The 22,330-nt window shown below is 66.8% G+C and carries 23 protein-coding genes and 1 pseudogene; 9 read left to right on the top strand and 15 right to left on the bottom strand.

Annotated features, from left to right (window positions below):
- The first annotated feature begins 216 nt into the window (after nucleotides 1-216).
- A complete protein-coding gene (locus EZE58_RS12850; protein ID WP_009377310.1) occupies nucleotides 217-1,272 on the top strand; it encodes an LCP family protein in 1,056 nt (351 codons plus the stop codon).
- 151 nt (nucleotides 1,273-1,423) lie between these two features.
- Here the strand turns inward: EZE58_RS12850 and EZE58_RS12845 are convergent, their stop codons facing one another.
- The 5 genes from EZE58_RS12845 to EZE58_RS12825 form a co-directional block, all read right to left on the bottom strand.
- Nucleotides 1,424-1,765 (bottom strand): HIT domain-containing protein, encoded by a 342-nt coding sequence (locus tag EZE58_RS12845; protein WP_009377308.1) that lies wholly within the window; start codon nucleotides 1,763-1,765, stop codon nucleotides 1,424-1,426.
- Nucleotides 1,766-1,878: 113 nt separating this feature from the next.
- Nucleotides 1,879-2,085, bottom strand: a complete 207-nt coding sequence (locus tag EZE58_RS12840; RefSeq protein WP_009377306.1) for a hypothetical protein — start codon at nucleotides 2,083-2,085, stop codon at nucleotides 1,879-1,881.
- A complete protein-coding gene (locus EZE58_RS12835; RefSeq protein ID WP_081590981.1) occupies nucleotides 2,078-2,902 on the bottom strand; it encodes a hypothetical protein in 825 nt (274 codons plus the stop codon). Before EZE58_RS12835 ends, EZE58_RS12840 begins: the two co-directional genes overlap by 8 nt.
- 258 nt (nucleotides 2,903-3,160) lie before the next feature.
- Complete coding sequence (locus EZE58_RS12830) at nucleotides 3,161-4,642, bottom strand: MDR family MFS transporter (protein ID WP_197464193.1); 1,482 nt, start codon at nucleotides 4,640-4,642, stop codon at nucleotides 3,161-3,163.
- Between the two features lie 5 nt (nucleotides 4,643-4,647).
- The gene (locus tag EZE58_RS12825; RefSeq protein ID WP_009377301.1) at nucleotides 4,648-5,013 is read right to left on the bottom strand and encodes a DoxX family protein; all 366 of its coding nucleotides are present in this window, start codon (nucleotides 5,011-5,013) and stop codon (nucleotides 4,648-4,650) included.
- A gap of 232 nt (nucleotides 5,014-5,245) precedes the next feature.
- On the opposite strand from EZE58_RS12825, the gene EZE58_RS12820 reads away from it, so the two are divergent.
- Complete coding sequence (locus EZE58_RS12820) at nucleotides 5,246-5,668, top strand: helix-turn-helix domain-containing protein (RefSeq protein ID WP_223289975.1); 423 nt, start codon at nucleotides 5,246-5,248, stop codon at nucleotides 5,666-5,668.
- A 107-nt stretch (nucleotides 5,669-5,775) separates the two neighbouring features.
- On the opposite strand, the gene ykgO is transcribed toward EZE58_RS12820, so the two are convergent.
- From ykgO to EZE58_RS12805, 3 genes are all read right to left on the bottom strand, one after another.
- Nucleotides 5,776-5,898, bottom strand: coding sequence for a type B 50S ribosomal protein L36 (ykgO, locus tag EZE58_RS12815; RefSeq protein WP_009377295.1), 123 nt, complete (start codon nucleotides 5,896-5,898; stop codon nucleotides 5,776-5,778).
- A gap of 78 nt (nucleotides 5,899-5,976) precedes the next feature.
- Entirely contained in the window at nucleotides 5,977-7,632 is a 1,656-nt protein-coding gene (pgm, locus tag EZE58_RS12810) for a phosphoglucomutase (alpha-D-glucose-1,6-bisphosphate-dependent) (protein WP_101624401.1), read from the bottom strand.
- Between the two features lie 145 nt (nucleotides 7,633-7,777).
- Nucleotides 7,778-8,104, bottom strand: coding sequence for a rhodanese-like domain-containing protein (locus EZE58_RS12805; protein ID WP_009377292.1), 327 nt, complete (start codon nucleotides 8,102-8,104; stop codon nucleotides 7,778-7,780).
- Nucleotides 8,105-8,402: 298 nt separating this feature from the next.
- Between EZE58_RS12805 and EZE58_RS17250 the strand changes: the two genes are divergently transcribed.
- Nucleotides 8,403-9,182, top strand: a complete 780-nt coding sequence (locus EZE58_RS17250) for a pyridoxamine 5'-phosphate oxidase family protein (protein WP_101624486.1) — start codon at nucleotides 8,403-8,405, stop codon at nucleotides 9,180-9,182.
- A gap of 90 nt (nucleotides 9,183-9,272) precedes the next feature.
- On the opposite strand, the gene EZE58_RS12795 is transcribed toward EZE58_RS17250, so the two are convergent.
- From EZE58_RS12795 to EZE58_RS12770, 6 genes are all read right to left on the bottom strand, one after another.
- The gene (locus tag EZE58_RS12795; RefSeq protein ID WP_009377287.1) at nucleotides 9,273-10,736 is read right to left on the bottom strand and encodes a (2Fe-2S)-binding protein; all 1,464 of its coding nucleotides are present in this window, start codon (nucleotides 10,734-10,736) and stop codon (nucleotides 9,273-9,275) included.
- Nucleotides 10,733-11,116 carry a (2Fe-2S)-binding protein gene (locus EZE58_RS17245; protein ID WP_009377286.1) on the bottom strand — a complete coding sequence of 128 codons (384 nt, stop codon included), beginning with the start codon at nucleotides 11,114-11,116 and terminating at the stop codon, nucleotides 10,733-10,735. The genes EZE58_RS12795 and EZE58_RS17245 overlap by 4 nt, the downstream gene beginning before the upstream one ends.
- A complete protein-coding gene (locus EZE58_RS12785) occupies nucleotides 11,113-12,378 on the bottom strand; it encodes an FAD-binding oxidoreductase (protein WP_100227434.1) in 1,266 nt (421 codons plus the stop codon). Before EZE58_RS12785 ends, EZE58_RS17245 begins: the two co-directional genes overlap by 4 nt.
- Nucleotides 12,379-12,391: 13 nt before the next feature.
- Entirely contained in the window at nucleotides 12,392-13,156 is a 765-nt protein-coding gene (locus EZE58_RS12780) for a GntR family transcriptional regulator (protein WP_009377283.1), read from the bottom strand.
- Nucleotides 13,157-13,191: 35 nt separating this feature from the next.
- Nucleotides 13,192-14,199 (bottom strand): proline racemase family protein, encoded by a 1,008-nt coding sequence (locus EZE58_RS12775; protein WP_009377281.1) that lies wholly within the window; start codon nucleotides 14,197-14,199, stop codon nucleotides 13,192-13,194.
- 92 nt (nucleotides 14,200-14,291) lie between these two features.
- Nucleotides 14,292-15,221, bottom strand: coding sequence for a dihydrodipicolinate synthase family protein (locus tag EZE58_RS12770; protein ID WP_009377279.1), 930 nt, complete (start codon nucleotides 15,219-15,221; stop codon nucleotides 14,292-14,294).
- A gap of 165 nt (nucleotides 15,222-15,386) precedes the next feature.
- On the opposite strand from EZE58_RS12770, the gene EZE58_RS12765 reads away from it, so the two are divergent.
- The 5 genes from EZE58_RS12765 (at nucleotide 15,387) to EZE58_RS12745 (ending at nucleotide 20,432) form a co-directional block, all read left to right on the top strand.
- Complete coding sequence (locus tag EZE58_RS12765; RefSeq protein ID WP_009377277.1) at nucleotides 15,387-16,901, top strand: alanine/glycine:cation symporter family protein; 1,515 nt, start codon at nucleotides 15,387-15,389, stop codon at nucleotides 16,899-16,901.
- Between the two features lie 45 nt (nucleotides 16,902-16,946).
- Nucleotides 16,947-17,330 (top strand): cupin domain-containing protein, encoded by a 384-nt coding sequence (locus EZE58_RS12760; RefSeq protein ID WP_227006989.1) that lies wholly within the window; start codon nucleotides 16,947-16,949, stop codon nucleotides 17,328-17,330.
- Nucleotides 17,331-17,452: 122 nt separating this feature from the next.
- Nucleotides 17,453-18,739 (top strand): FAD-dependent oxidoreductase, encoded by a 1,287-nt coding sequence (locus EZE58_RS12755; protein ID WP_119296865.1) that lies wholly within the window; start codon nucleotides 17,453-17,455, stop codon nucleotides 18,737-18,739.
- Between the two features lie 78 nt (nucleotides 18,740-18,817).
- Complete coding sequence (locus EZE58_RS12750; protein ID WP_227006988.1) at nucleotides 18,818-19,669, top strand: ABC transporter permease; 852 nt, start codon at nucleotides 18,818-18,820, stop codon at nucleotides 19,667-19,669.
- Complete coding sequence (locus EZE58_RS12745) at nucleotides 19,662-20,432, top strand: ABC transporter ATP-binding protein (protein WP_009377269.1); 771 nt, start codon at nucleotides 19,662-19,664, stop codon at nucleotides 20,430-20,432. The genes EZE58_RS12750 and EZE58_RS12745 overlap by 8 nt, the downstream gene beginning before the upstream one ends.
- Nucleotides 20,433-20,540: 108 nt before the next feature.
- Here the strand turns inward: EZE58_RS12745 and EZE58_RS12740 are convergent.
- Nucleotides 20,541-21,224: pseudogene (locus tag EZE58_RS12740) on the bottom strand (nucleotide sugar dehydrogenase); the annotation flags it as partial.
- Nucleotides 21,225-21,288: 64 nt separating this feature from the next.
- Here EZE58_RS12740 and EZE58_RS12735 point away from each other — a divergent pair.
- On the top strand, nucleotides 21,289-22,323 hold the full coding sequence (locus EZE58_RS12735; RefSeq protein ID WP_009381402.1) for an IS30 family transposase: 1,035 nt from the start codon (nucleotides 21,289-21,291) through the stop codon (nucleotides 22,321-22,323).
- Nucleotides 22,324-22,330: the final 7 nt, after the last annotated feature.

Genomic DNA, 22,330 nt, shown 5'->3' with positions numbered 1-22,330 from the left:
TCGCCCCTTGCCGACTCGTCCCTCCAGGCCGTCTGACGGCCCCTGCCGCAACCGGCTCCCGACCCGGCAAGCAGCCCTGTCATCAGGGGTTCGACGGGCCACGCGAATCGGCAGAGCGGGTCATCGGGACGTCATCGGACCCCTATACAATGAGCGGGATTGCCCACTCTCCTCTGCCGGCCCCTGCGCCGCCCCGAACCCAGATCCGGAGCGCCGATGACGGACAACAACCCGTTCGATGACATCTTCACCAACGACAACGACAGTGAGGAATCCCGGCGACCGCGGCGGAAGAAGAAGCGCGTGTGGCGCAAGGTCCTCGTCGGCGTCCTCGTCGTCGTCGTCCTCGGCGTCCTCGGCGTCGGTGTCTACCTGTGGAACGTCGGTCGGTCCTTCGACGACAACGCCAATCAGCTCAGCGATGAGCAGGTCTTCGGTTCGCAGCGTCCCGAGGCGAAGAATGAGGAGGGTGGAACGAACATCCTCCTCCTCGGCTCCGACGAGCCGATGAAGGACGTCGACGTCAACTCCTCGCGCGGTCTGCGCTCGGATTCAATCCTCGTCATGCACCTGCCGGAGAACGGGTCGAACGTCCAGATCATGTCGATCCCGCGCGACAGCTGGGTCGACATCGAAGGCCAGGGCAAGGCGAAGATCAACGCGGCACTGTCCTACGGCGGACTGCCCCTGGCCGTGAAGACGGTCTCCGACTTCATCGGCACCCCCATCGACCACGTCGCCATCATCGACTTCGAAGGCTTCAAGGGACTCACCGACAGCCTCGGCGGGGTCCGGGTCAACTCCGAACAGGCGTTCACCCAGAACGGGTACACGTTCGAGAAGGGCGAGAACCTCCTCAACGGCGACGAGGCGCTCACCTTCGTGCGCGAGCGCAAGAGCTTCAAGGACGGCGACTTCCAGCGCGCGCGCAATCAGCAGGCGTTCATCAAGGGCCTCATCAATGAGCTCATCTCCGCCGACACCCTGTCGAATCCGGCGAAGATCCAGGAGATGGTCACCGAGTTCGCCCCGTACATGTACGTCGACTCCGGTCTCAACGCCCAGTACATCTCCTCGACCGCGTTCGCGATGCGCGACGTCCGCCCCGGCGACATCGAGTTCTTCACGTCCCCGACCGCTGGCGTCGGCCGTTCGGCCGACGGTCAGTCGATCGTCAACGTCGACCAGGACGAGCTGAAGAAGCTCCAGGACGCGTTCAAGAACGACACCGTCGACGAGTACGTCAAGTCTGCGCCCGAAGCTCACCTCTGATCATTTCGGTTCCGACGGCCCCTCGCCGAGGCGGTCCCGTCCTGGCCGTCGACGCGCAGTGACAGCTGAACCCCGTTCCGGGTGATCCTGGCAGCGGGGTTCTGCTGTGTGCCGCAGGCCTCCGCTCAGCTTCCCGGTGCCGCAACAACCTTCAGCCGAGCTGATCGGACAGCGACCGTCCACCGAGGAGATGAAGGTGCGGGTGCGTGATCTTCTGGTTCGTGTCCGGCCCAAAGTTCCAGGCGAGCCGGTATCCACGAGACTCGAAGCCCAAGGTGCGCGCAGTCTGAGCGGCCCGGCGCATCAGACGTCCGGCCCCCTCTGGCGAACTGTCGAGATACGAAGGCAGATCGGCTGCGTGCTCGCGCGGGAACAGGAGAACGTGTGCCGGGGTCATCGGGCGCAGTGGAGTGATGGCCAGACAGTCGTCATCTTCGAAGATGATCTCGGCCTCTTCGGTCCCGTTGGCGATCGCACACAGGATGCATGTCATGCCTCAATTCTGGCACCTGTCGAACCACAGTCTGATGACGCGACTGAACTCGCTCGAGGATGTGAGTCGTAGACAGACCTGGTGAGGGCCAGCCTCATGGCACGTCAAATGCGTCAAACTGATGAGGCGAAGTACCTCTGATGTGTCGAGCGCAGAGTCTCTTCATCTCGGCTCGTGAGAACCGCCAATTCCCAGTCGGAGCCGAAGTGAGTTTCGGCCAGCTCCATACGCCGTCGGACGGCGTCCTTGGACTCACCGAACTTCTCCAGAACCACGAGCTCAGCGGTGCGCTTGTTATAGGCGAGGACGAATTTAGTCATCACGGTCCCCTCTCACTAACGCGAGTAGCCTTTGCTCCATGTCGTGCAACGACCGCAGGATCGGCTCCTCACCCTTCTTGTCTTCATTGTACTTGGACGCCAGGATCTTGCGTGTGGCTTCGTCGACTGATTCGGAAACGTGAGACAAGTGACTGAGAAGGTTCAGGCGACCCTCGAACTCTGCGATGGTCCGTGATTCTTGCAGCATCGACACTACGAGGCTTCGCCCGGGAGCATTTGACGGCATACCTCCGTAGCGAATCTCTCGTCCCACAATCATCGCGAGAAGTTCATACGCGTTGGCCCATGCGCTCTGAAGCTGCGTTCGAAGCTGAATTTCGCATCGGCCCGCCGGATACTTGGTCAAGACGTGGACTGCACGATACCCACTGTGTTCGCCTCCACGCAGATCTTTAATGAAGACGTTCGCATCACCAACCTCGTCGCGAATTGTGGCCGCGACCGAATCAGCGAACGCAGTTTGCACCGAAAGAGACATATCGGCGTCGATGCGAACCCCTGCCAGGTCGCCGATGTTCTGCAATGGAGTCGAGCGATCTCGCCGGAGTTTTTCGATCAAAGTGCCAACTGTCTTTGGGCGCGATGTTCCGGGCGCCGCTGCCAATCCCAGTGGCGACCAATCGAGGCCCTCGAGGTGCTCCAGGACATCGCCAGAGAAGTCGAGGTACCACGCAAGTACCTCCTCATAATCTGGTGCCCTGCCTGGGGGCGTTGTTCCATCCCGGAGTGCCTTCCCGAGCGCCCTGAGGTCGTTTTGAGACCAAGGTGGCGTCTGCAGCCGAGGTGGATTGGCCATTTCGCAACTATAACCGGATGATCATCTGGCCTAGGGTCTTCGCGTGGCCGCAATCGAAATTCCTCCCAGACACAGCGAACCCCGTCCCAGGTGATTCTGGGGCGGGTTTTTGCTGTGTACCGCGGCATCCGCTCAGTCTCACCGAGGCGGTCGTCCGGAACCGTGCGAACCCCGCCGAGGCGGGTGATCACAGCAGAGCGCCCCGCCCCGGATTCCTCCGGGACGGGGCGCTCTGCGCTGCTCAGCTCTCTGGCCGGTTCATTTCGCGGCCGGCGACGCTGGGGCGGCGAGCGGGGCCGGGTTGCGGACGAACCAGCTGCCGACCACGGCGATGAGCGAGAGCACCGCGCCGGCGAGGAATGCCACCGAGACCCCGTCGGCTTGCGCGGCGACCGAGGCCGCGCCCGAACCGGCGGCCTGGACGGTGCCGATGCTGAGCACGGTGATGAACAGTGCCGTGCCGATCGCCCCGGCGACCTGCTGGATCGCGCCGACCGTCGCCGACCCGTGCGAGTAGAGCTGCGGGGTGAGCGATCCGAGCGCCGAGGTGAGCAGCGGCGTCATCATGAAGGCGACGCCGATCGAGAGCCCCATGTGTCCGAGGAGGACGAACCACGCCGGTGAGTTCTCGTCCAGCTGGGTGAGCGACCAGAGCACGGCACTGGCCATGAGCGCCCCGGGGATGACGAGCGGTCGCGGACCGAAGCGGTCGAAGAGGCGACCGACGATCGGCGCGGCCAGGCCCATGACGAGGCCACCGGGGAGCAGGAGCATCCCGGTCGTCACCGAATCGAGGGCGAGGACGTTCTGCAGGTAGATCGGCAGGAGGATGATCGAACCGAACATCGCCGCCATCATCACGACGACGAGGCCGATGGCCAGGGCGAACGTCCGTGACCGGAACACTCGCAGATCGAGCAGGGCCCGGTCGTCCCGCTGGAGGACGATCTGCCGCCAGATGAACAGTCCCAGGCTGAGCACACCGACGGCCAGGGCGGTCAGCGCTTGAGGGGCGGAATCGGGCGTGGCGCTGCCGAGGGTGCTGAACCCGTAGACGAGTCCACCGAAGCCGAAGGCGGACAGCGGCAGGGAGACCCAGTCCAGCGGTGAGTGGCTCTGTTCGCCGATGTTGCGCAGACGCAGCGCCCCGATGATCATCATGAGGATCGCCACGGGCAGGATCGTCCAGAACAGGAAGTGCCAGTTGAGCACGTTGAGGATGAACCCGGACAGCGTCGGTCCGAGGGCCGGGGCGACGGCCATGACGATCGTGATCCGTCCCATGAACCGACCGCGTTCGTGCGCGGGAACGAGGGTCATGATCGTCGTCATGAGCAGCGGCATCATCATCGCCGTGCCCGAGGCTTGGATGACGCGAGCGACGAGGAGGACGGAGAACTCCGGTGCGAGTGCGCCGAGCAGCGTTCCGGCGGTGAAGAGGCTCATCGCCAAGAGGAACACCTGTCGCGTGCTCAGGCGCTTGAGCAGGTAGCCCGTCGTCGGGATGACGACGGCCATCGTGAGCATGAAAGCCGTGGTCGTCCATTGGGCGAGGGTGAGCGTGACGCCGAGGTCGGTGACGAGGTGCGGGATGGCGACACCCATGACCGTTTCGTTGAGGAGGGTGACGAAGGCGGCGCCGAGGAGGAGCCAGATCACCCCGGTGCCTTTGCGCGGGGTCGCTGACTCGGGAGTCGGGTCAGCGGCCGCGGCCCGGTCGACTGCAGTGGATTCCCTCATCGTCATCAGACCCCTGCGATGCGCAGAACAGCGACAGCGAGTGCGACGACCATAACGATGATGTTCATGGTGAATGCCTCGTTGTGCTTCCTGTGGGCGAAGATCGCGAGGAACTGGATGAGGGCGAGCCCGAGTGCGGAGACGACGGTGAGCCAGGGGAGGATGCCGAGGAGTGCGGGCAGGATGATGCCGATCGCCCCGAGGACTTCGACGATGCCGATCCACCGGACCTGACCGGGTGTGTAGTCGAGGAGGGTGGGCATCGGCTTCGTCGAATTGTGCGGGCTGCGCACCTTGGCGAGGCCGGCCATGAGGAAGAGTGCGGCGAGGAGGCCGGAGAGGGCCCACGTGATGATGGAGAGAACGAGCATTGTGCCCCTTTCGGACGGTTCGTACTGTCAATAGTTACCAGTGGTAACCTAGATACCGTCGGTAATTATTCCGCAGGGTGTGGCACGCACAGCAACGTCACCGAGTCACACGGAGGTAACCATTTGACCTGGCCAGGGACGATCTCTGGGGTGGGTCGCCTCGGTGAGGAGGGGCACGACAGGGCCGCCGCACCGAGGCGAGTCGGCAGTGCGCGGGGAGGAGAGTAAGGCGATGACTGACCCATCAGTGAGGAACGATGCCCGTGGAGGCGTCGACGAACCGCGCATGGAGGCGATCTGTGAGGGTCCGAACGTCGACCCGGAGGTGTTCCGATCGATCCTCGCCCGCGTCGGCGACAAGTGGTCGATGATGCTCATCGGCATGCTGCAGGAGGGTCCGCGGAGGTTCTCCGAGCTCAAGTCGATGACTCCGGGGATCTCGTCGCGCATGCTCACGCAGACGCTGCGTCAGCTCGAGCGCGACGGTCTCGTCGAGCGGGAGATGTTCGCGGAGATCCCTCCCCGCGTCGAGTACCAGGTGACGCCGTTGGGCCTGTCCCTCGTGCCCGCCGTCCTCGCACTTGCCGAATGGGCGGCCACCCACACGGCCGAGATCGCTGCCAACCGCGACGCCTACGACGCGGCAGCAGAGTGAGAGACGTCCCCGCGGGGACGTCCTGGGCCGTCTCGCCGACGACCGCACACGAGAAGGGCGCCGGTTCCCGAGATGGGAACCGGCGCCCTTCTGCATGTCTCAGCTGATCAGCCCTGGCGCGACTTGAAGCGCGGGTTGAGCTTGTTGATGACGTAGGTGCGTCCGCGACGACGGACGACCTGCGAACCCGGCTGCTTCTTGATCGAGCGAAGGGAATTCCTGGCCTGCATGACTGCCTCCTAGTTGACGATTGAATGAGTCAACGGAGAACCAGGCGAGAGTATTCCGCAGGCCCTAGCGTCCGAGCCTCACCCCTGCGGCTGCTTGCCGAGCACCCCGTCGACGAGGCTGCGGGCATCGTGCTGGACGGCGCGCAGGTGGTCCTCGTCGCGCAGGGACTCGGCGTAGATCTTGTAGACGTCCTCGGTGCCCGACGGTCGCACGGCGAACCAGGCGTTGTCGGTCGTCACCTTGAGCCCGCCGATCGGGGCGTCGTTGCCGGGTGCCGAGGTGAGCACCGAGGTGACATCCTCCCCGCCGATCGTCGATGCGGTGACCTGCGAGGGTTCGAGGGCGCCGAGGCGGGCCTTCTGCTCGCGGTTGGCCGGCGCGTCCTGGCGGGCGTAGGCACTCGTGCCGAACTTCTCGGCGAGCTTCGCATAGCGCTGCGACGGAGTCTGCCCGGTCTTCGCCGTCATCTCGGAGGCCAGCAGGGCGAGGATGATGCCGTCCTTGTCCGTCGACCATACCTTGCCGCCTCGGCGAAGGAAGGATGCACCGGCGGATTCCTCACCACCGAAGGCCAGGGTCGAGTCGAGGAGGCCGGGGACGAACCACTTGAAGCCGACGGGGACCTCGAAGAGGCGGCGCCCGTGGGCGGCGACGACCCGGTCGACGATCGAGGAGGTGACGAGCGTCTTGCCGATGGCCGCCTCGGCGGGCCAGTCGGGACGGTTCTCCAGGAGGTAGTCGATGGCGGCCGCGAGGTAGTGGTTGGGGTTCATCAGCCCGGCGTCGGGGGTGACGATGCCGTGGCGGTCGGCGTCGGCGTCGTTGCCGGTGGCGATGTCGTAGTCGTTCCGGGAGGCGATGAGCCCGGCCATCGCGAACGGCGATGAGCAGTCCATGCGGATGTTCTCGTCCCAGTCCAGCGTCATGAACGACCAGGTGGGGTCGAGTTCGGGGTGGACGACGGTGAGGTTGAGGTCGAAGTCCTCGGCGATGGCCGCCCAGTAGTCGACGCTCGCCCCGCCGAGCGGGTCCGCACCGATCCTCAGCCCGGAGTCGCGGATGAGGTCCATGTCGATGACCGAGGAGAGGTCGCCGACGTAGTTGGAGATGAAGTCGAAGTTCTCGGTGTTCTCGAGATGGAAGGCACGCTGGAAGCTCGTGCGCGGGATCTTCTCCCACCCGGCTTCGAGGTAGGCGTTGGCGCGGTCGGCGATCCATTTCGTCGCCTCGGTGCCGGCGGGCCCACCGTGGGGCGGGTTGTACTTGATGCCGCCGTCGGCCGGGGGATTGTGGCTGGGGGTGATGATTATGCCGTCGGCCTGGGCGTCGCCGATCGACTTGCCCGCATTGAAGCCGAGGATCGCGTGCGAGAGCGCCGGGGTCGGCGTGTAGCCATCGCGTTCGTCGATGAGGGCGGGGACGTCGGCGGCGGCGAGGACCTCGAGGGCGGTGAGGAACGCCGGTTCGCTCAGCGCATGGGTGTCGCGGCCGAGGAAGATCGGCCCGCGCACGCCGTGGTCCTTGCGGTAGTCGACGATGGCCGCGGTGATCGCGGCGATGTGGGCTTCGTTGAACGCCCGATTGAAGCTCGAGCCGCGGTGCCCCGAGGTCCCGAAGCTCACGGCCTGTCCCGGCACCGAAGGGTCCGGAACGAGGTCGTAATAGGAGTCGAGGAGTGCGGGGACGTCGATGAGGTCCCTGTCCTGGGCGAGCTGGCCGGCACGAGTAGTCATATGCCTACCTTGCCAAATGCGTCCGCGTCGACACAGTCAGGGCCCCCGAGTTCTTGCATCGTGGACGCAGACGCCCATGCATGAGGGCAGGTCACAGGCGGTGGTCAGCCCACGTCCAGGGTCGCGGCGTCGTGCCGCGACCGCTTCACTTCACCCAGGGTTCCTGGCCGGTCTCCGAGACGATGGGCTTGCCGTTGTCGATGTTCCACGAGCCCATACCGCCTTCGACGTTGTAGGCGTCGAAGCCGTTGAGGTTGAGCCACGCCGTCGCCCGCAGCGACCGTCCGCCGGTGCGGCAGATGATGTACATGTCATCGTCGAGCGGCAGATCGTCGAGGCGTTCGGGCAGTTCGCCGAGGGGAACGTGGATCGCGCCCTCGATGTGTCCGGCTTCCCACTCGTCGTCCTCGCGCACGTCGATGATCGCGGCGCCGTCGGGGATCTCGGTCACGGTGACAGATGGTTCGCTCATGCCTCCCAGTGTAGGACCGTGCCCAGGCGGCCGCATCAGCCCCATCCCCTCGCCGAGGCGGTCGGACCGTCCCCGGTGGGTCCGCGGTTCCGCAGTCGCAGTGTTTCGCCGAGGTGGCCGAACGCGCGCAGCCGAGTGCGATGCGCCCGCCGCCGGCTGAGAGCCGCCAGTTGAGACAAGGCCACTGTTGTTTTCGGCGCGCTCGTGTGAGAATGACGGCATGACCGTCCGTGGCCTGCCGGGCAACCGCTCGAGTGCAGGCACTCAGGGACGGAATCCGTCTGCGAAGGGGAGCATCATGAGCCGCAACAGGAATGAGTCCAACGGAGAAGAGACGGCACGCGACGCCGCCGCCGGCCTCGACCACGCCACTGAGAAGATCGGCGGCACGTCCGACATCGAAGAGGGTGCGAAGGTCGGCTACACCGAGGAGAACGTCGAAGTCCGCGCCCAGGAGACCGCGACCGCCGAGGGCTTCACCCTCTACCGCAACCCGGACGGCTCGCACACCGCGATCGACGAGTCCGCGACCGTCGGATACGCCGCCACCGGTCCGCAGCGCGACGCCACTGACCGTCGTCACCGACGGGACGAGTCCGCGACCGACGATCTCGACCAGCGCGACGTCGTGCGCATCCTCCGTGACGCCAAATACGTCATGCTCACGACAGCGCTCGCCGACGGCAAGCTCCTCGCCCACCCGATGGTGCCGCAGCAGGTCACCGACGATGCCGACGTCTGGTTCTTCATCGGCCTCGACGGCGATCAGGCCGGAGCCCTGCGGCAGAACCCGCACGTCAACATCGCCGTCTCCGAGGCTGGGAACTGGCTCTCGGTGGCCGGCATGGTCGAATTCGTCGACAGCCAGGCGAAGATCGACTACCTCTGGAACGACGATGCGCCCACATGGTTCGAGGGCGGCAAGGAGGACCCGAACCTCGGCCTCCTCCACGTCGTCACCGACTCCGCCCAGCACTGGGGGCTCAAGGGCGGGAAGGTCGCGGGCCTTGCGCAGATGATCAAGGCCAAGGTCACCGGGCAGCGTCCCGAGGGCGGCAGTCAGACGACGGAGCTCTGAACCCGGTCCTCGGTCAAGCCGGAGAGCACTTAACGATGGTTCCTCGCTTCGATATGTGCGCTCCGGCTTGACCGACAACGGTCTTCGGCGTCACAGGTCGAAGAACGTCGACAGCGGCACCGGTTGCGCGACCGGTCGCTTCATCGTCTGCGCGAGTGACGCAGCTGCATCCTCGGCGTGCGCCGGATGGCCGGCACCGGGTGCAGCCTCGCCGCCGCGACCCGACAGGCACGTCACGGCGAACCCGCACTCGCGGCCCTGGCACCAGCCCATGCCGGCACGCGTCATGTTCTTCTGCGACCGGGCATCGGTGGCGGCCAGCCCGTCGCGAGCACGGACGATCGCACCCGCCGGCACCTCCTCGCACCGGCAGACGATTGTGTCCTCGCCGAGGCGGCCCTCCCACCCCGCAGGCACCGGATGAGCCCGGTGCATCGATGCGGCGAACGCCCGGTGGCGAGCGATCGTCGCCCGCTCGGCGCGCAGCCCCGGCGCCGTCCGCCCGGTGACCTCAGCGGCGGCGACGGCTCCGGCCACACGACCCTCGGCCACCGCGAGGGCAGCACCGCCGACCCCGGTGACCTCGCCTGCGAGGAGGAGCCCGGGCTCCGAGGACCGCTGACCCTCGTCGACGACGGCGACGAGCGACCCGTCGACATCGACCCGTGTGTCCGCCCCGAGGGCGACCGGCAGCTCGAGCTGCGGGGTGAACCCCCACCCCAGACCGACCGCGTCGATGTCGTCGAGGATCCGTTCAGTGCCGGCAACCACCTCGCCGAGGCAGTCGATCCGTGCCGTGCGCACGGCCTCGACCCGATCGTCGCCGAGGATCTCCGTGATCACGGTCTGGGTCCGATAGGGGATGCGCTCGCGGAGGAACGTCCACGCGTAGCCGGCACCTTCGAGCGCCTTCTCCGGCACCCTTGCGGCCGACCTCATGTGCGGCAGCCACCCGCTGAGGCGGGAGGATTCGAGGACGGCGGCGACCTCGCCGCCGAGCCGGACGACGGTGTCGGCGACGGGGAGGAGGAACGGGCCGGTGCCGGCGATGACGAAGCGCCTGCCCGGCAGCAGGTCGTTCTGCTTCGCGAACCCCTGGATGCCGCCGGCGGCCATGACCCCGGGCAGGTCCCAGCCGGGGATGGGGATCTGCCGGTCGTAACCGCCGGTGGCGATGATGAGGCGCGACGCCCGGACGACCGGGTCGGGAGACTGTCCGGGGCCGTGGCTCGGGGCGAGCCGCAGGATGAAGCCGTCCTCGCCCGCTGCCACCGCCCACACCGAGGTTGAGGGCCGGAAGTCGATGACGCCGGTGGCGATGCTCGCATCGAAGGCCGCCCGCAGAGCGAGGTAGTCGTCCCACCCGTGGTGGAGGTGCCCGTCATCGCCCGCCGAGGCTTCGGTGCGGTGCCGCCAGAACTGACCTCCCGGTTGGATGGCCGAATCGACGACGAGGATGGTCGACGCTCCGCCGGCGGCAGCGGCATTCGCTGCCGCGAGGCCGGCCGGCCCGGCTCCGATGACGGCGATGTCTGCCGTGAGAGCGGGACTCATCGTCTGCCCCGATTGTCGGCGGTCGTCCCATCGTCACCGCGGGGAGGTGGGCCGTCGGCGCGGGGAGGTGGGCCGTCGGCGCGGGAAGGCCGACCGCCACCGCGGGGTGTCGGACGCACCCGACGAGCGTGTCCGCCCGCACTGCGGATGTCCATGCCCTCGGCGAGCGGGATCATGCACGCCCGCTGCCCGGTCTGACCGTCGATGTCGACGAGGCAGTCGAAGCACACGCCGATCCCGCAGAAGAGTCCGCGCGGCCGACCAGCCCGGGTCGTCCGCCAGCTCGTGCGTCCCGAAGCGAGGAGGGCGGCGGCGACGCTCGCTCCCGCGGGCGCGCTCAGCGGGGATCCGTCGAAGGACGCGGTGACCTCATCGCTCATGCCGACTCCTCCCTCCATGTGGGGACAGCATTTCGCCCTGTCGCCTCGACCCCCGCCGGCCCGACGATCCCCGAATCCCCGGTGACTTCTGCCGGCCCGTCGAGGAGTCCCGACTGCTCGAACCGTTCGGGGGCGAACGGCGTGAGGTCGCGGTCCGCGTCCTCGCCTGCCATCGCCTGGGCAAGGAGCTTGCCCGTGCCCACCGACAGTCCGATGCCCGCACCTTCATGACCGCACGCATGCCAGAGCCCCGGCGCTCTCGGATCGGGTCCGATGACCGGCAGGTGATCGGCGCAGTACGGGCGGAAGCCGTGGTAGTGGCGGAGGATGCGGGTGTCTGAGAGGAACGGGAAGAGGGCGGCGGCGTTCCGGGCGATCGCCCCGAGCGCCTCACTGCTCACCCGTTCGTCGAAGCCGACGCGCTCCCGGCTCGAACCGACGAGGATCGTCCCGGCCGGGGTTCCCTCGACGACGGGGCTCGCCTGGAGGTCGTCGGCGGAGCTGCCGACATTGTCGATGTACTCGGCGGCGTAGACCTTGTGGGCGATCATCGGCGGCAGGGGTTCGGTGACGAGGACGAAGCCGCGCCGCGGCAGGACGGCAAGCTCGATCCCGGCCATCGCAGCGATCTCGCTCGCCCACGTCCCTGCGGCATTGACGATGTGCCCGGCGGAGTACGACCCGGTCGGCGTCCGCACCCCGGTGACCCGATCGCCGGCACGCAGCAGCTCGACGACGGGGGAGTCGGTGACGAGCCGCGCCCCGCGGTCCTCGGCAAGGGCGAGAAGATGGCCGGCGGCGAGCATGGGCTGGACCTGGGAGTCATCGGGATAGAACGCGGCCCCGAGCGCCTCGGCGGTGATATGGGGTTCGAGCTCGCGCAGCTGATTCGGATCGAGGGGGATCGCTTCGACGCCGAAGGCCCGCTGGGCGGTGGTCACCCGGTCGAGGGAGGCCAGGCTCGATTCGCGGGAGGCGACGATGATCCCGCCCTTGGCCTCGAACTCCCAGCGGTCGGCGAACTCGGCGAGTTCGCCCTTCCACAGGCTCAGCGAATACTGGGTGAGCGCGAGCTCGGGTCCGAGTTCCTTGTCGGAGACGAGGAGGTTGCCCTCACAGCGGGACGAGGTTCCCGAGGCGGGCAGACCGCGCTCGACGACGGTGACGCTCAGACCCGCGCGGGTCGCATAGTAGGCGATCGCGCTGCCGACGATGCCGGCGCCGATGACGAGAACGTCGCTGGTCCCGTCCGGCCGCCTCATGCGCCCGAGCCCATCACGGTGCATCTCCCAGGCCGCCCGAACCTCCCGTACTGCCCGCACTCGCACCGCCGGCGCTCCTACCACCGGCACCTGCACCGCCGACACCCCCAGCGTCGCCCGCCTCGCCGCCGGTCGCCCAGATCGAGCGGGCATGGCCGATGTGGGCGCGCATGAGCGCTTCGGCGCCCGCCCCGTCACGGTCGCGGAGGAGACGGATGAGCTCATGATGCTCCTGCGCGGAGGCGACGAGCCTGCCCTGGCGGGCGAGCGCGGCGATGCCGTAGAGGCGGGTGCGCAGGCGCAGGGAGGTCGCGAGTTCGGTGAGCTGCGGGTTGTCGGCATAGGAGAGGACGCGCGCGTGGAAGCTGCGGTCGTGGGCGAGGTACTCGGCGAGGTCCTCCTCGGCGGCACCCCGGGCGCACGCATCGGCGAGCGCCGTGAGCTCGGCGAAGGCCTCCTCGGTGATGTTCTCGGCGACTGCGTGCATGACGGGCGGTTCGATGAGGAGGCGGATCGCGGCGAGGTCGTCGAGGTCCTTGTCCGTCATCGTCGTCACCCGGAAGCCCTTGTTCTTCACGGTCTCGACAAGGCCCTCGCGGGAGAGGTCCATCATCGCCTCGCGCACCGGGGTCGCCGAGACCCCGAGCTGCTCGCCGAGCACCGGCGCCGAGACGAGCTCACCCTCGGCGAGGTCGCCGGTGATGATCGCCGTGCGCAGGCGGCCCAGCACGGTCTCGCGCAGGTTCTTCGGGCGATCGAGGCGGGGGAGATCCGGCACGGGAGAGTCCTTTCGTCGGCTGACTACGAGGATACTCATAGGAGGAATCCCGCCGGGAACGGATCGGACGGATCGAGGAAGTACTGGGCGGTGCCGGTCACCCAGGCCCGGCCGGTCACGGTCGGCACGACCGCGGGACGGCCACCCACCGTGGTCTCCCCGACGAGTCGGCCGACGAACCGGGACCCGATGTAGGACTCGTTGACGAAGTCGGTCTCGAGCGGCAGCTGCCCGCGCGCGTGGAGCTGGGCCATCCGCGCGCTCGTGCCCGTCCCGCACGGGGACCGGTCGAACCAGCCCGGGGAGATCGCCATCGCGTGCCGGGACCGTGCGGCATCCGAGCCCGGGGCCGTGAGGTAGACGTGGTGGAGGCCGCTGATGTCGTCGCGCTCCGGGTGGACGGGCGGATCGCTCGCGTTGACCGCGTCCATGATCGCCAGCCCCGCCGCGAGCAGCTCGTCCTTGTTGCTCCGGTCCTCCCGGAACTCGATGCCGAGGCTCTCGGTGTCGACGATCGCATAGAAATTGCCCCCGAACGCGAGGTCGTAGGTGACTGTTCCGAGGCCCGGCACCTCCACCTCGGCGCCGAGGCGGTCGGAGAAGGCGGGGACGTTCGTGATCGTCACGGCATCGGCGTGACCGTCGGTGACAGCCACCTCGGCGAGGACGAGCCCTGCCGGGGTGTCGAGGCGGATCGTCGTCACCGGTTCGCTCACCTCGACCATCCCCGTCTCGACGAGGACGGTGGCGACGCCGATCGTGCCGTGGCCGCACATCGGCAGGCATCCGGAGACCTCGATGTAGAGGACACCCCAGTCCGCGTCGGGTCGGGTCGGGGGTTGGAGGATCGCCCCCGACATCGACGCGTGCCCGCGGGGTTCGGTCATGAGCAGGGTGCGCAGCTCGTCGCGGTTGTCGATGAACCATGTGCGGCGCTCGGCCATCGTCGCGCCCGGGAGCACGCCGACCCCGCCGGTGATGACGCGGGTGGGCATGCCCTCGGTGTGCGAGTCGACGGCGTGAAAGACGCGGGATGTGCGCAAGACGGCCTCCTCGTTGATGGCCAGGGTCCCCTCGGCGGTGAGGGGGTGGGGTTCGGGTGACCGGGTCCCGGGATCCGATCGTCGCATGATATCTAGAGCGCCGAGGCGGTCGCCCGGGTCTCGGACGCGTACCCCTTCGCGGCGGCGGTTTCGGTGTCGGCGACGATGCGCTCGACCAACGGCTGGGACAGCGGCAGGCGCGGGGGACGGCAGAGTCCGCCGCGCAGGCCGAGGACGTCCATCGAGAGTTTGATCGCCTGGACGAACTCGGTCTTCGAGTCCCAGCGCAGGAGCGAGTGGAGGTCGCGGTAGATCTCCTGGGCGCGGACGAGGTCGGCGACGTCGCCGGAGGTGCACAGCTCGAAGAGCTCGATGCACGCGCGGGGGATCGCGTTCGGGTAGCCCGAGACCCAGCCGACGGCACCGGCGAGGCCGACCTCGAGGACGGTGTCGTCGGTGCCGATGAGGATGTCGAGGGTGGGGGCGAGCTCCTTGATCTCGTAGATGCGGCGGGGGTCGCCGGAGAACTCCTTGACCCCGACGACGTGGCCGCCGGCGTGGATCTCGGCGATGAGGGAGGGGACGAGGTCGACCTTCGTGTCGATGGGGTTGTTGTAGGCGACGACGGGCAGGCCGACGGCGGCGACCCTTGCGTAGTGGTCCTTGACGATCTCGGCATCGGCTCGGTAGGTGTTCGGCGGCAGCTGCATCACCGAGGTGGCGCCGGCCTCCGCTGCCTGCTCCGCCCACCGCTGGGACTGGAGGGCTCCGTAGGCGCCGGTGCCGGCCATGACGTGGAAGCCCGCGGGGCTCGCCTCGACCGCGGTGGTGATGACACGGGCGCGTTCGTCGTCGGAGAGCGTCTGGTACTCGCCGAGCGAGCCGTTGGGGGCGACGCCGTCGCAGCCATTGGCGGCGAGCCACGCGACGTGCTCGGCGAAGGCGTCGTAGTCGACGGCGTAGTCGTCGGTGAACGGCAGGGCGGTGGCGACGATGACACCGTGCCAGGGCTTGGTCGACATGGGTTCTCCCTCTGGTTCGATCGCATCTTCTTTAATGCGGTGTGACATGTTACTGTGCAATGGTACACACATGGAGTGGCGTGTGTCACGTTCACCGGTTCACCGTTCAACGGTCCCGTTTCCGCAGCCCCTGTCACTGAGTCCATGTCACAAAGGAGTAGACCTATGGACGACCTGCTCGAGGTCATCGGCACGATCAACACCGGCATCTGGAATCCCATGGCCTATATGGCCCTCGGACTCGGACTGCTCTACACGATCTGGACGGGGGCCGTGCAGATCCGCCGGCTGCCCGATCTCGTGAAGATCCTCAAGGAGAGCTCTGCCGGCGACGAGGGAGGGATCTCGAGCTTCCAGGCGCTCGCCCTCACGCTCTCGAGCCGCGTCGGCGTCGGCAACATCGCCGGTGTCGCCACGGCGATCGCCGTGGCCGGGCCCGGTGCCCTGTTCTGGATGATCGTCATGGGCATCCTCGGTGGGGCGACGGCGTTCGCCGAGTCGACGCTCGCCCAGGTCTTCAAGCGCCGCATCGACGGCGAGTACCGCGGCGGCATCCCCTACTACATCGAACGCGGCCTCGGACAGAAGTGGCTCGCCGTCATCGCCGCCGCTGCCACCGTCATCCTCTACGCGATCCTCGCCCCTGGAGTGCAGAGCTTCAACATCGCCAACAGCGCCAACGTCGCCTTCGGCACCCCCGAATGGGTGACCGGGCTCATCGTCGCCGTCGTCTTCGGCATCATCGTCATCGGCGGGACGAAGCGGATCACCGCGGTCGCCGACAAGGCGGTGCCGTTCATGGCCGCAGGCTACATCCTGCTCGCGATCGTCGTCATCGTCGTCAACCTCGACAAGGTGCCCGCGGTCATCGCGCTCGTCTTCAGCTCGGCGTTCGGCGTCCACGAGGTCTTCGGCGGCATCGTCGGCGCGGCCGTGGCGTGGGGTGTGCGCCGGGCCGTGTTCTCCAACGTCGCCGGCGTCGGTGAAGGCACCTACGCCTCGGCGGCGGCGTCGGTCTCCCACCCGGCAAAACAGGGCATCGTCCAGGCGTTCTCGATCTACGTCGACACGGTCCTCGTGTGCTCGGCGACGGGGATCATGATCCTCATGACCGACAGCTACAACGTCGTCACCGAGGCGGGGCAGACCCTGGTGGAGAACATGCCCGGGATCGAACCCGGCACGGAGAACACCCAGGTCGCCCTTGATTCCGTCTTCCCCGGATTCGGCTCGGTCTTCGTCGCCCTCGCCCTTTTCCTCTTTGCGTTCACGACGCTCATCGCGTTCAACTACATCTCCACCTCGGCGGCCGCATACCTCTTCAAGGGCACAGCGTTGCGGATCGTCACTCGCATCCTCCAGGTCCTCATGGTCGTCATCGCGTTCCTCTCGGCGATCCTTCCCGCGGACCTCATCTGGGGCATCGGGGACATCGGCTACGGTTCGCTCGGCTGGATCAACATGGTCTGCCTCGTCTTCCTTGCCCCGCTCGTCGCGAAGGTGCTGCGCGACTACACGGCGCAGAAGAAGGCGGGACTCGACCCGGTCTTCGATCCGATCAAACTCGGCATCCGCGGCGCCGACGCGTGGACGGGGGAGAACCCGCCGGCCGCCGTCGCCGTGGCACGCGCGAACAATGAGGAGCTGGCGGGCCGAGAGGCGGACGCGCGCCAGCGGTAGCAGCGACCATTGACCGGGTCGCCCGGCACGGATAGCGTGCAGACGTTGAGGCACACCGTGGTGCCCGCTGCCGAAGGGACTCCGATGATCACCGTGACCACACGTGAGGACACACTGCTCGACGGATCGGCGACGGCGCGGTTCATCGGCGACGACCACGGCGCCGACGTCTCCTTCTTCTGGGTCGACGCCGCCCCCGGCAAGGGCCCGGACTTCCACTGGCACCCCTACACCGAGACGTGGGTCGTCCTCGAGGGTTCGGCCCTGCTCGAAGCCGACGGTGAGAGCGTCGACGCCCGCCCGGGCGACATCGTCACCGTCGGCGCTGAGACCGTCCACCGCTTCCGTGTCACGGGGGAAGGCAACCTGCGGATGCTCTGCATCCACGCCTCGCCGACGATGATCCAGACCTTCGTCGATCAGGCCTGATCGAGCGCGAAAAGTGCGCTTGTGCTCGAGCGAACCAGCCACCCGCCAGGCAGTGACGACGCTCACTCCGGAGCGCGCTTCACCCGGTCTGACATGTGGCGGTCCCGGTCTAGCATGGAGCTATGGGGAAGCAGATCGTCATCATCGGTGCCGGCTTGGCCGGGACCACCGCCGCCAGAGAACTCAGTCAGGCGGGCCGGCCCGTCACCCTCATCGACCCGGAGGCGGGTGACACGTACGAGCGACCGCCGCTGTCGAAGCACCTCTTCGACGACGCCCGCTACCACCTGCCCTATCACCTCGAGTCCGATGAGGGCATCACCTTTGTCCGGCATCGCGCCGTGTCGCTGACCCTCGCCGAGGCGGGGGCGGAGATCGCCGGAACCGTACACCTGGCCTCGGGGGAGACCCTCGACTTCACGCACTGCATCCTCGCGACGGGAATGGAGGCGGACCGGCCGGAGATCCCCGGGTATCCGGATGCGTTGCCGGTCTACAACCTCGGCGAGGCGGAGTGGATCCGCGGTTTCGTCGCCGAGGCGGGCGATCCGCTCGATGTCGGTGTCCTCGGGTCGGGGTACCTCGGGATCGAGGTCGCCAGTGCCGCGGTCGCAGCCGGGCACAAGGCGACGGTCTACCTGCGCGGGACCGAGCCGCTGCGCCGACAGCTCTCGGCGCCGGTGCGGCAGGCGCTCTTCGCCAAGCACAGGGAAGCCGGCGTCCGCTTCGTCACCGAGCACACCGATGCCGCGGCGATCCCGCAGGGCGTCCACGATCTCTTCGTCACGAGCGTCGGCGCCCGCCCGGTGCGGATCCCCATCAACGGGTCCCTGCCGACGACCGACGAGCATCCTGCCGATCCCGAGGGCACGGTGGCGGGGGAGGCGCCGACGTTCGCGTGGGACGTCGACGCGCACTTGCGCACCGCCTACCCGGGAGTATGGGCGGCAGGTGATTGTGCCCACATCACCGGCGGCCGGTTCCCGCTCAACCATCCGTGGGCGTGCGAGCCAGTGGCCGAGAGCCACGGGAAGTACCTCGCCGAGCAGATCCTCGCCGAGGATGCCGACAGTGGCGTACGGGACTGGACGACCGCCTCGGCGGGGGTCGAGCCGTGGGACGACGTTCCGTGGCACTGGAGCTTCCAGGGCCCGGAGAAGGTCTTCACAGCGGGTCTGACCAGCCCCGATGCCACGGATACAATTGTCCGCAGCGATCCCAGCGGGGCGAAGTTCCAGGTCTTCCACTTCGCGGGACCGGAGCCGGAAGCTGAGCTCGTCGGCGTCGAAACGCTCAACTGGCCGCCGATGCAGGCCGCGGCTCGGCGGGTGCTCGCCGGGTCCAACCGTCCCACCAGAGCGCAACTTGAGAATCCCGAATTCGACTTCAAGGCTCACAGTCGCTTGTGAGATCGGCAGGCAGTCATCGCGTAGACTTCCTGTGTTCAAACCCCCATTGTCGACGAGAGAATCTTTACCTACATGGACATGGCCAAGCTTGCTGCCGAGCATGGACTCGACAGAGTGGGTGGGCGGCCGTCTCTCCCCCAATACATCAAGCAGCTGTGGAAGCGCAGCGATTTCACGCTGACGCTGTCCCGGTACCGGATTCAGTCCGAGAATGAGCGCAACCGGCTCGGCATGCTCTGGGTCGTGTTGCGACCGACGTTCTCGGCGATCATCTACGGCGTGATTTTCGGCGTCATCCTCGGCGGTGCCGGAATGCGGCCGGATGACTTCGTCCCCTTCGTCGTCATCGGCGTCTTCATGCTCGAGTTCTTCAACTCGTCGATGAACGGCGGCGCGAAGTCGATCATCTCGAACGCCTCTCTCGTCCAGTCTCTGCCGTTCCCGCGCATCGTCCTGCCGATCGCGACGGTCATGCAGAACCTGCTCAACTTCATGCCGACGATGGCGCTGATGATCATCGTCGCGGTCATGTGGGGGGCGAGGCCTTCGTGGGAGTGGTTGCTCTTCATCCCGCTCATCATCCTCTTCTGGATCTTCTGTCAGGGTATTGCGTTCATCTTCGCGCGTATCACCGTCCATTTCAGGGACCTCAGTCAGGTGACGCCGTTCATTTCTCGGATGATCTTCTACACGTCCGGCGTGTTCTTCTCCCTTAACGAGATGATCGCGAAGACCTATCCCTCGCTGCAGCCCTTCGCGGATTGGCATCCGCTCAACGAGGTGCTCTCGATCTCGCGCGGCATCCTTATGAAGGGCTACGAGATCCCCTATGAGTATTTCGGGTACTTCGCCATCTGGGCCTTCGGCATCTTCATCTTCGGGTTCGTCTTCTTCTGGCAGGCTGAGGAAAGGTACGGTCGCGATGAGTGAGGCAGAGAAGGTCCACGACGAAGTGCACGAGTCCACCCCGCCTGTCGTTATCGCCGACGATGTTCACGTCATCTATAAGACTCTGGCCACGGGCAAGAAGCTCAAGCTCGGCGGTGCCGGCGGCATGCTTCAGAAGACCCGCGGACTGCGCGAGGTCCACGCGCTCAAGGGCGTGAGCTTCGTTGCCCACGCCAATGAGTCGATCGGCGTCATCGGCAGCAACGGTTCGGGCAAGTCGACGCTCATGCGGGCGATCACCGGATTGACTCCGACGACGCAAGGCGCGGTCTATGCGAGTGCCCGGCCGAACCTCCTCGGTGTCGGTGCCGCGCTCATCCCCGACCTCTCAGGTGGACGCAACATCGTCCTCGGCGGTCTGGCTTTGGGCCTGTCGCGGTCGCAGATCGAGGAGAAGTTCGACGACATCGTCGACTTCACCGGCCTTGGCGACTTCATCGACATGCCGATGCGCACGTACTCCTCGGGCATGTCGCAACGCCTCAAGTTCGCCATCGCGACCGCGGTGCAGCACGAGATCCTCATCGTCGATGAGGCGCTCGCTGTGGGCGATAAGAAGTTCCAGCAGCGCAGTGAGGGTCGGATCCGTGAGATCCGCGAGAACGCCGGTACGGTCTTCCTCGTCTCGCATTCGATGCGCTCGATTCGCGACACGTGCAACCGCACGCTGTGGATCGAGAAGGGCGTCCTCAAAGCCGACGGGCCCACGGACGACGTCGTCAAGGAGTACGAGTCGTACAAGTAGGGGAGTGGTCGTCGACCGAGCTCAGGTCGACGATCAGTTGACCGAACGACTGTGGGCGCCCGGATCATCCGGGCGCCCACAGCCGCATTCAGTTAGTTTGAGAGGCGGTCAGTTCCACACGCCTCGGGTGTCGTGGACGATCTTCTGGGCGAGCAGCGAACGGTCAATGCGTGCGAACTCGGTGTGGTCGACGAGCAGCAGGACGATGTCCGCGTCCTTCACAGCATCGTTGAGATCGGTGAGGGTGACATTGGCCCGCTCAGCGAGATCGGACGGCAATTCGTCGATGTTCGGCTCGACAGCCATGATGGTCGCGTCGGGAAGCTTGTCCGAGAGCTCATTGACGATCTGACGGGCCGGGCTCTCGCGAAGGTCGTCGATGTTCGGCTTGAACGCGAGGCCGAGCGCGGCGATCTTGACATCCTTGATGCGGTTGGCCTGCGGAAGGAGCTTGTCGAGGACGAACTGCGGCTTCGAGTCGTTGACCTCGCGGGCGGTCTTGATGAGCGAAGAGAAGTCGGGAGTCGTGGCGACGATGAACCACGGGTCAACGGCGATGCAGTGTCCGCCGACTCCTGGACCGGGCTGAAGGATGTTCACTCGCGGGTGGTGGTTGGCGAGGTCGATGAGCTCCCAGACGTTGATGTCGAGCTTGTCGGCGATCATCGACAGCTCGTTCGCGAAGGCGATATTGACGTCGCGGTAAGCGTTCTCGGTGAGCTTCGACAGTTCTGCGGTGCGAGCATCGGTCATGAGGAACTCGCCCTCGCAGAAGAGCTGATAGAGGTCGCGGGTGGTGTCATAGCGTCGAAGCAACACTCCCGGTCGGCGGGGGTCTGATCGGTGGAGTGTGCAGATGGCGCGGGTGGGGTTGTCGTTCAGCGACAGGTCGGAGATCTCGGCGGCCTCGAAAGCGGGCTGGTCGGTGCGGAGGATCGCCCGTCACCTGGGGCGTTGCCCGTCGGTGATCTCGCGGGAGCTTCACCGGAACTCGACGAAGACCCGCGGCTACCAGGCCGTGACCGCAGACGTCAGAGCGCAGCGTCGGCGAGCTCGCCCGCAGCAGCGGAAGGTCGCGGGGGATCCGGTGCTGCAGGCGAGGGTGGACGCCGACCTGGCCGCGTCCTGGACGCCGAACGAGATAGCGGGCCGGTTGCGTCTGGAGGCGACAGACCCGACCGTTGAACGCATGGCGAACTCTCCTGACGCACGCGGCCGAACCGTCTCCGGTGAGGCTATCTACCAGTACATCTACGCAATCCCGAAGGGTGAGCTCGCCCGCAAGGGCATCTTCCTGCAGTCCAAGCGGACCAAGCGCCGACCACGTACGACCGGGCGGACGCGCGGTGGCCCAATCGTAGGTATGGTCCCGATCGCGGAGCGAGGTGAGGACGCCGCCCAGCGTCGGGTGCCGGGGCACTGGGAGGGTGACCTGATCATCGGGAAGAACGGCACCTCGTGCGCGGCGACGCTGGTGGAGCGGATGAGCGGGTTCACCGGGCTGCTGGCCCTGCCCTCGAAACACGCCGAGCCAACCGCTGACGCGGTCATCGAGTTTTTCAACGACCTGCCCGAGATGATGAAGGCATCGTTGGCGTGGGACCAGGGCAGCGAGATGGCCCAGCACGCGAAGGTCTCCCTGGCCACGGCGATGCCGGTCTACTTCGCCGATCCCCACTCGCCCTGGCAGAGGCCCAGCAACGAGAACACGAACCGGCTCTACCGGGAGTATCTGCCCAAGGGCACGGTGATCCCCGATCACCAGCCCTACCTCACCACCATCGCCGAGGAGATCAACAATCGACCCCGCCGCCGACTGGGCTATCTCACGCCCACCGAGGCATTCGCTCGACTGCTCGCCGGCGAGCCCCATGTTGCTTCGACGCCTTGACATCGCC

The sequence above is a fragment of the Brevibacterium sp. LS14 genome, from assembly GCF_012027885.1.
GTDB classification, from domain to species: domain Bacteria; phylum Actinomycetota; class Actinomycetes; order Actinomycetales; family Brevibacteriaceae; genus Brevibacterium; species Brevibacterium casei.
This window is presented reverse-complemented; position numbering and strand designations above follow the sequence as displayed.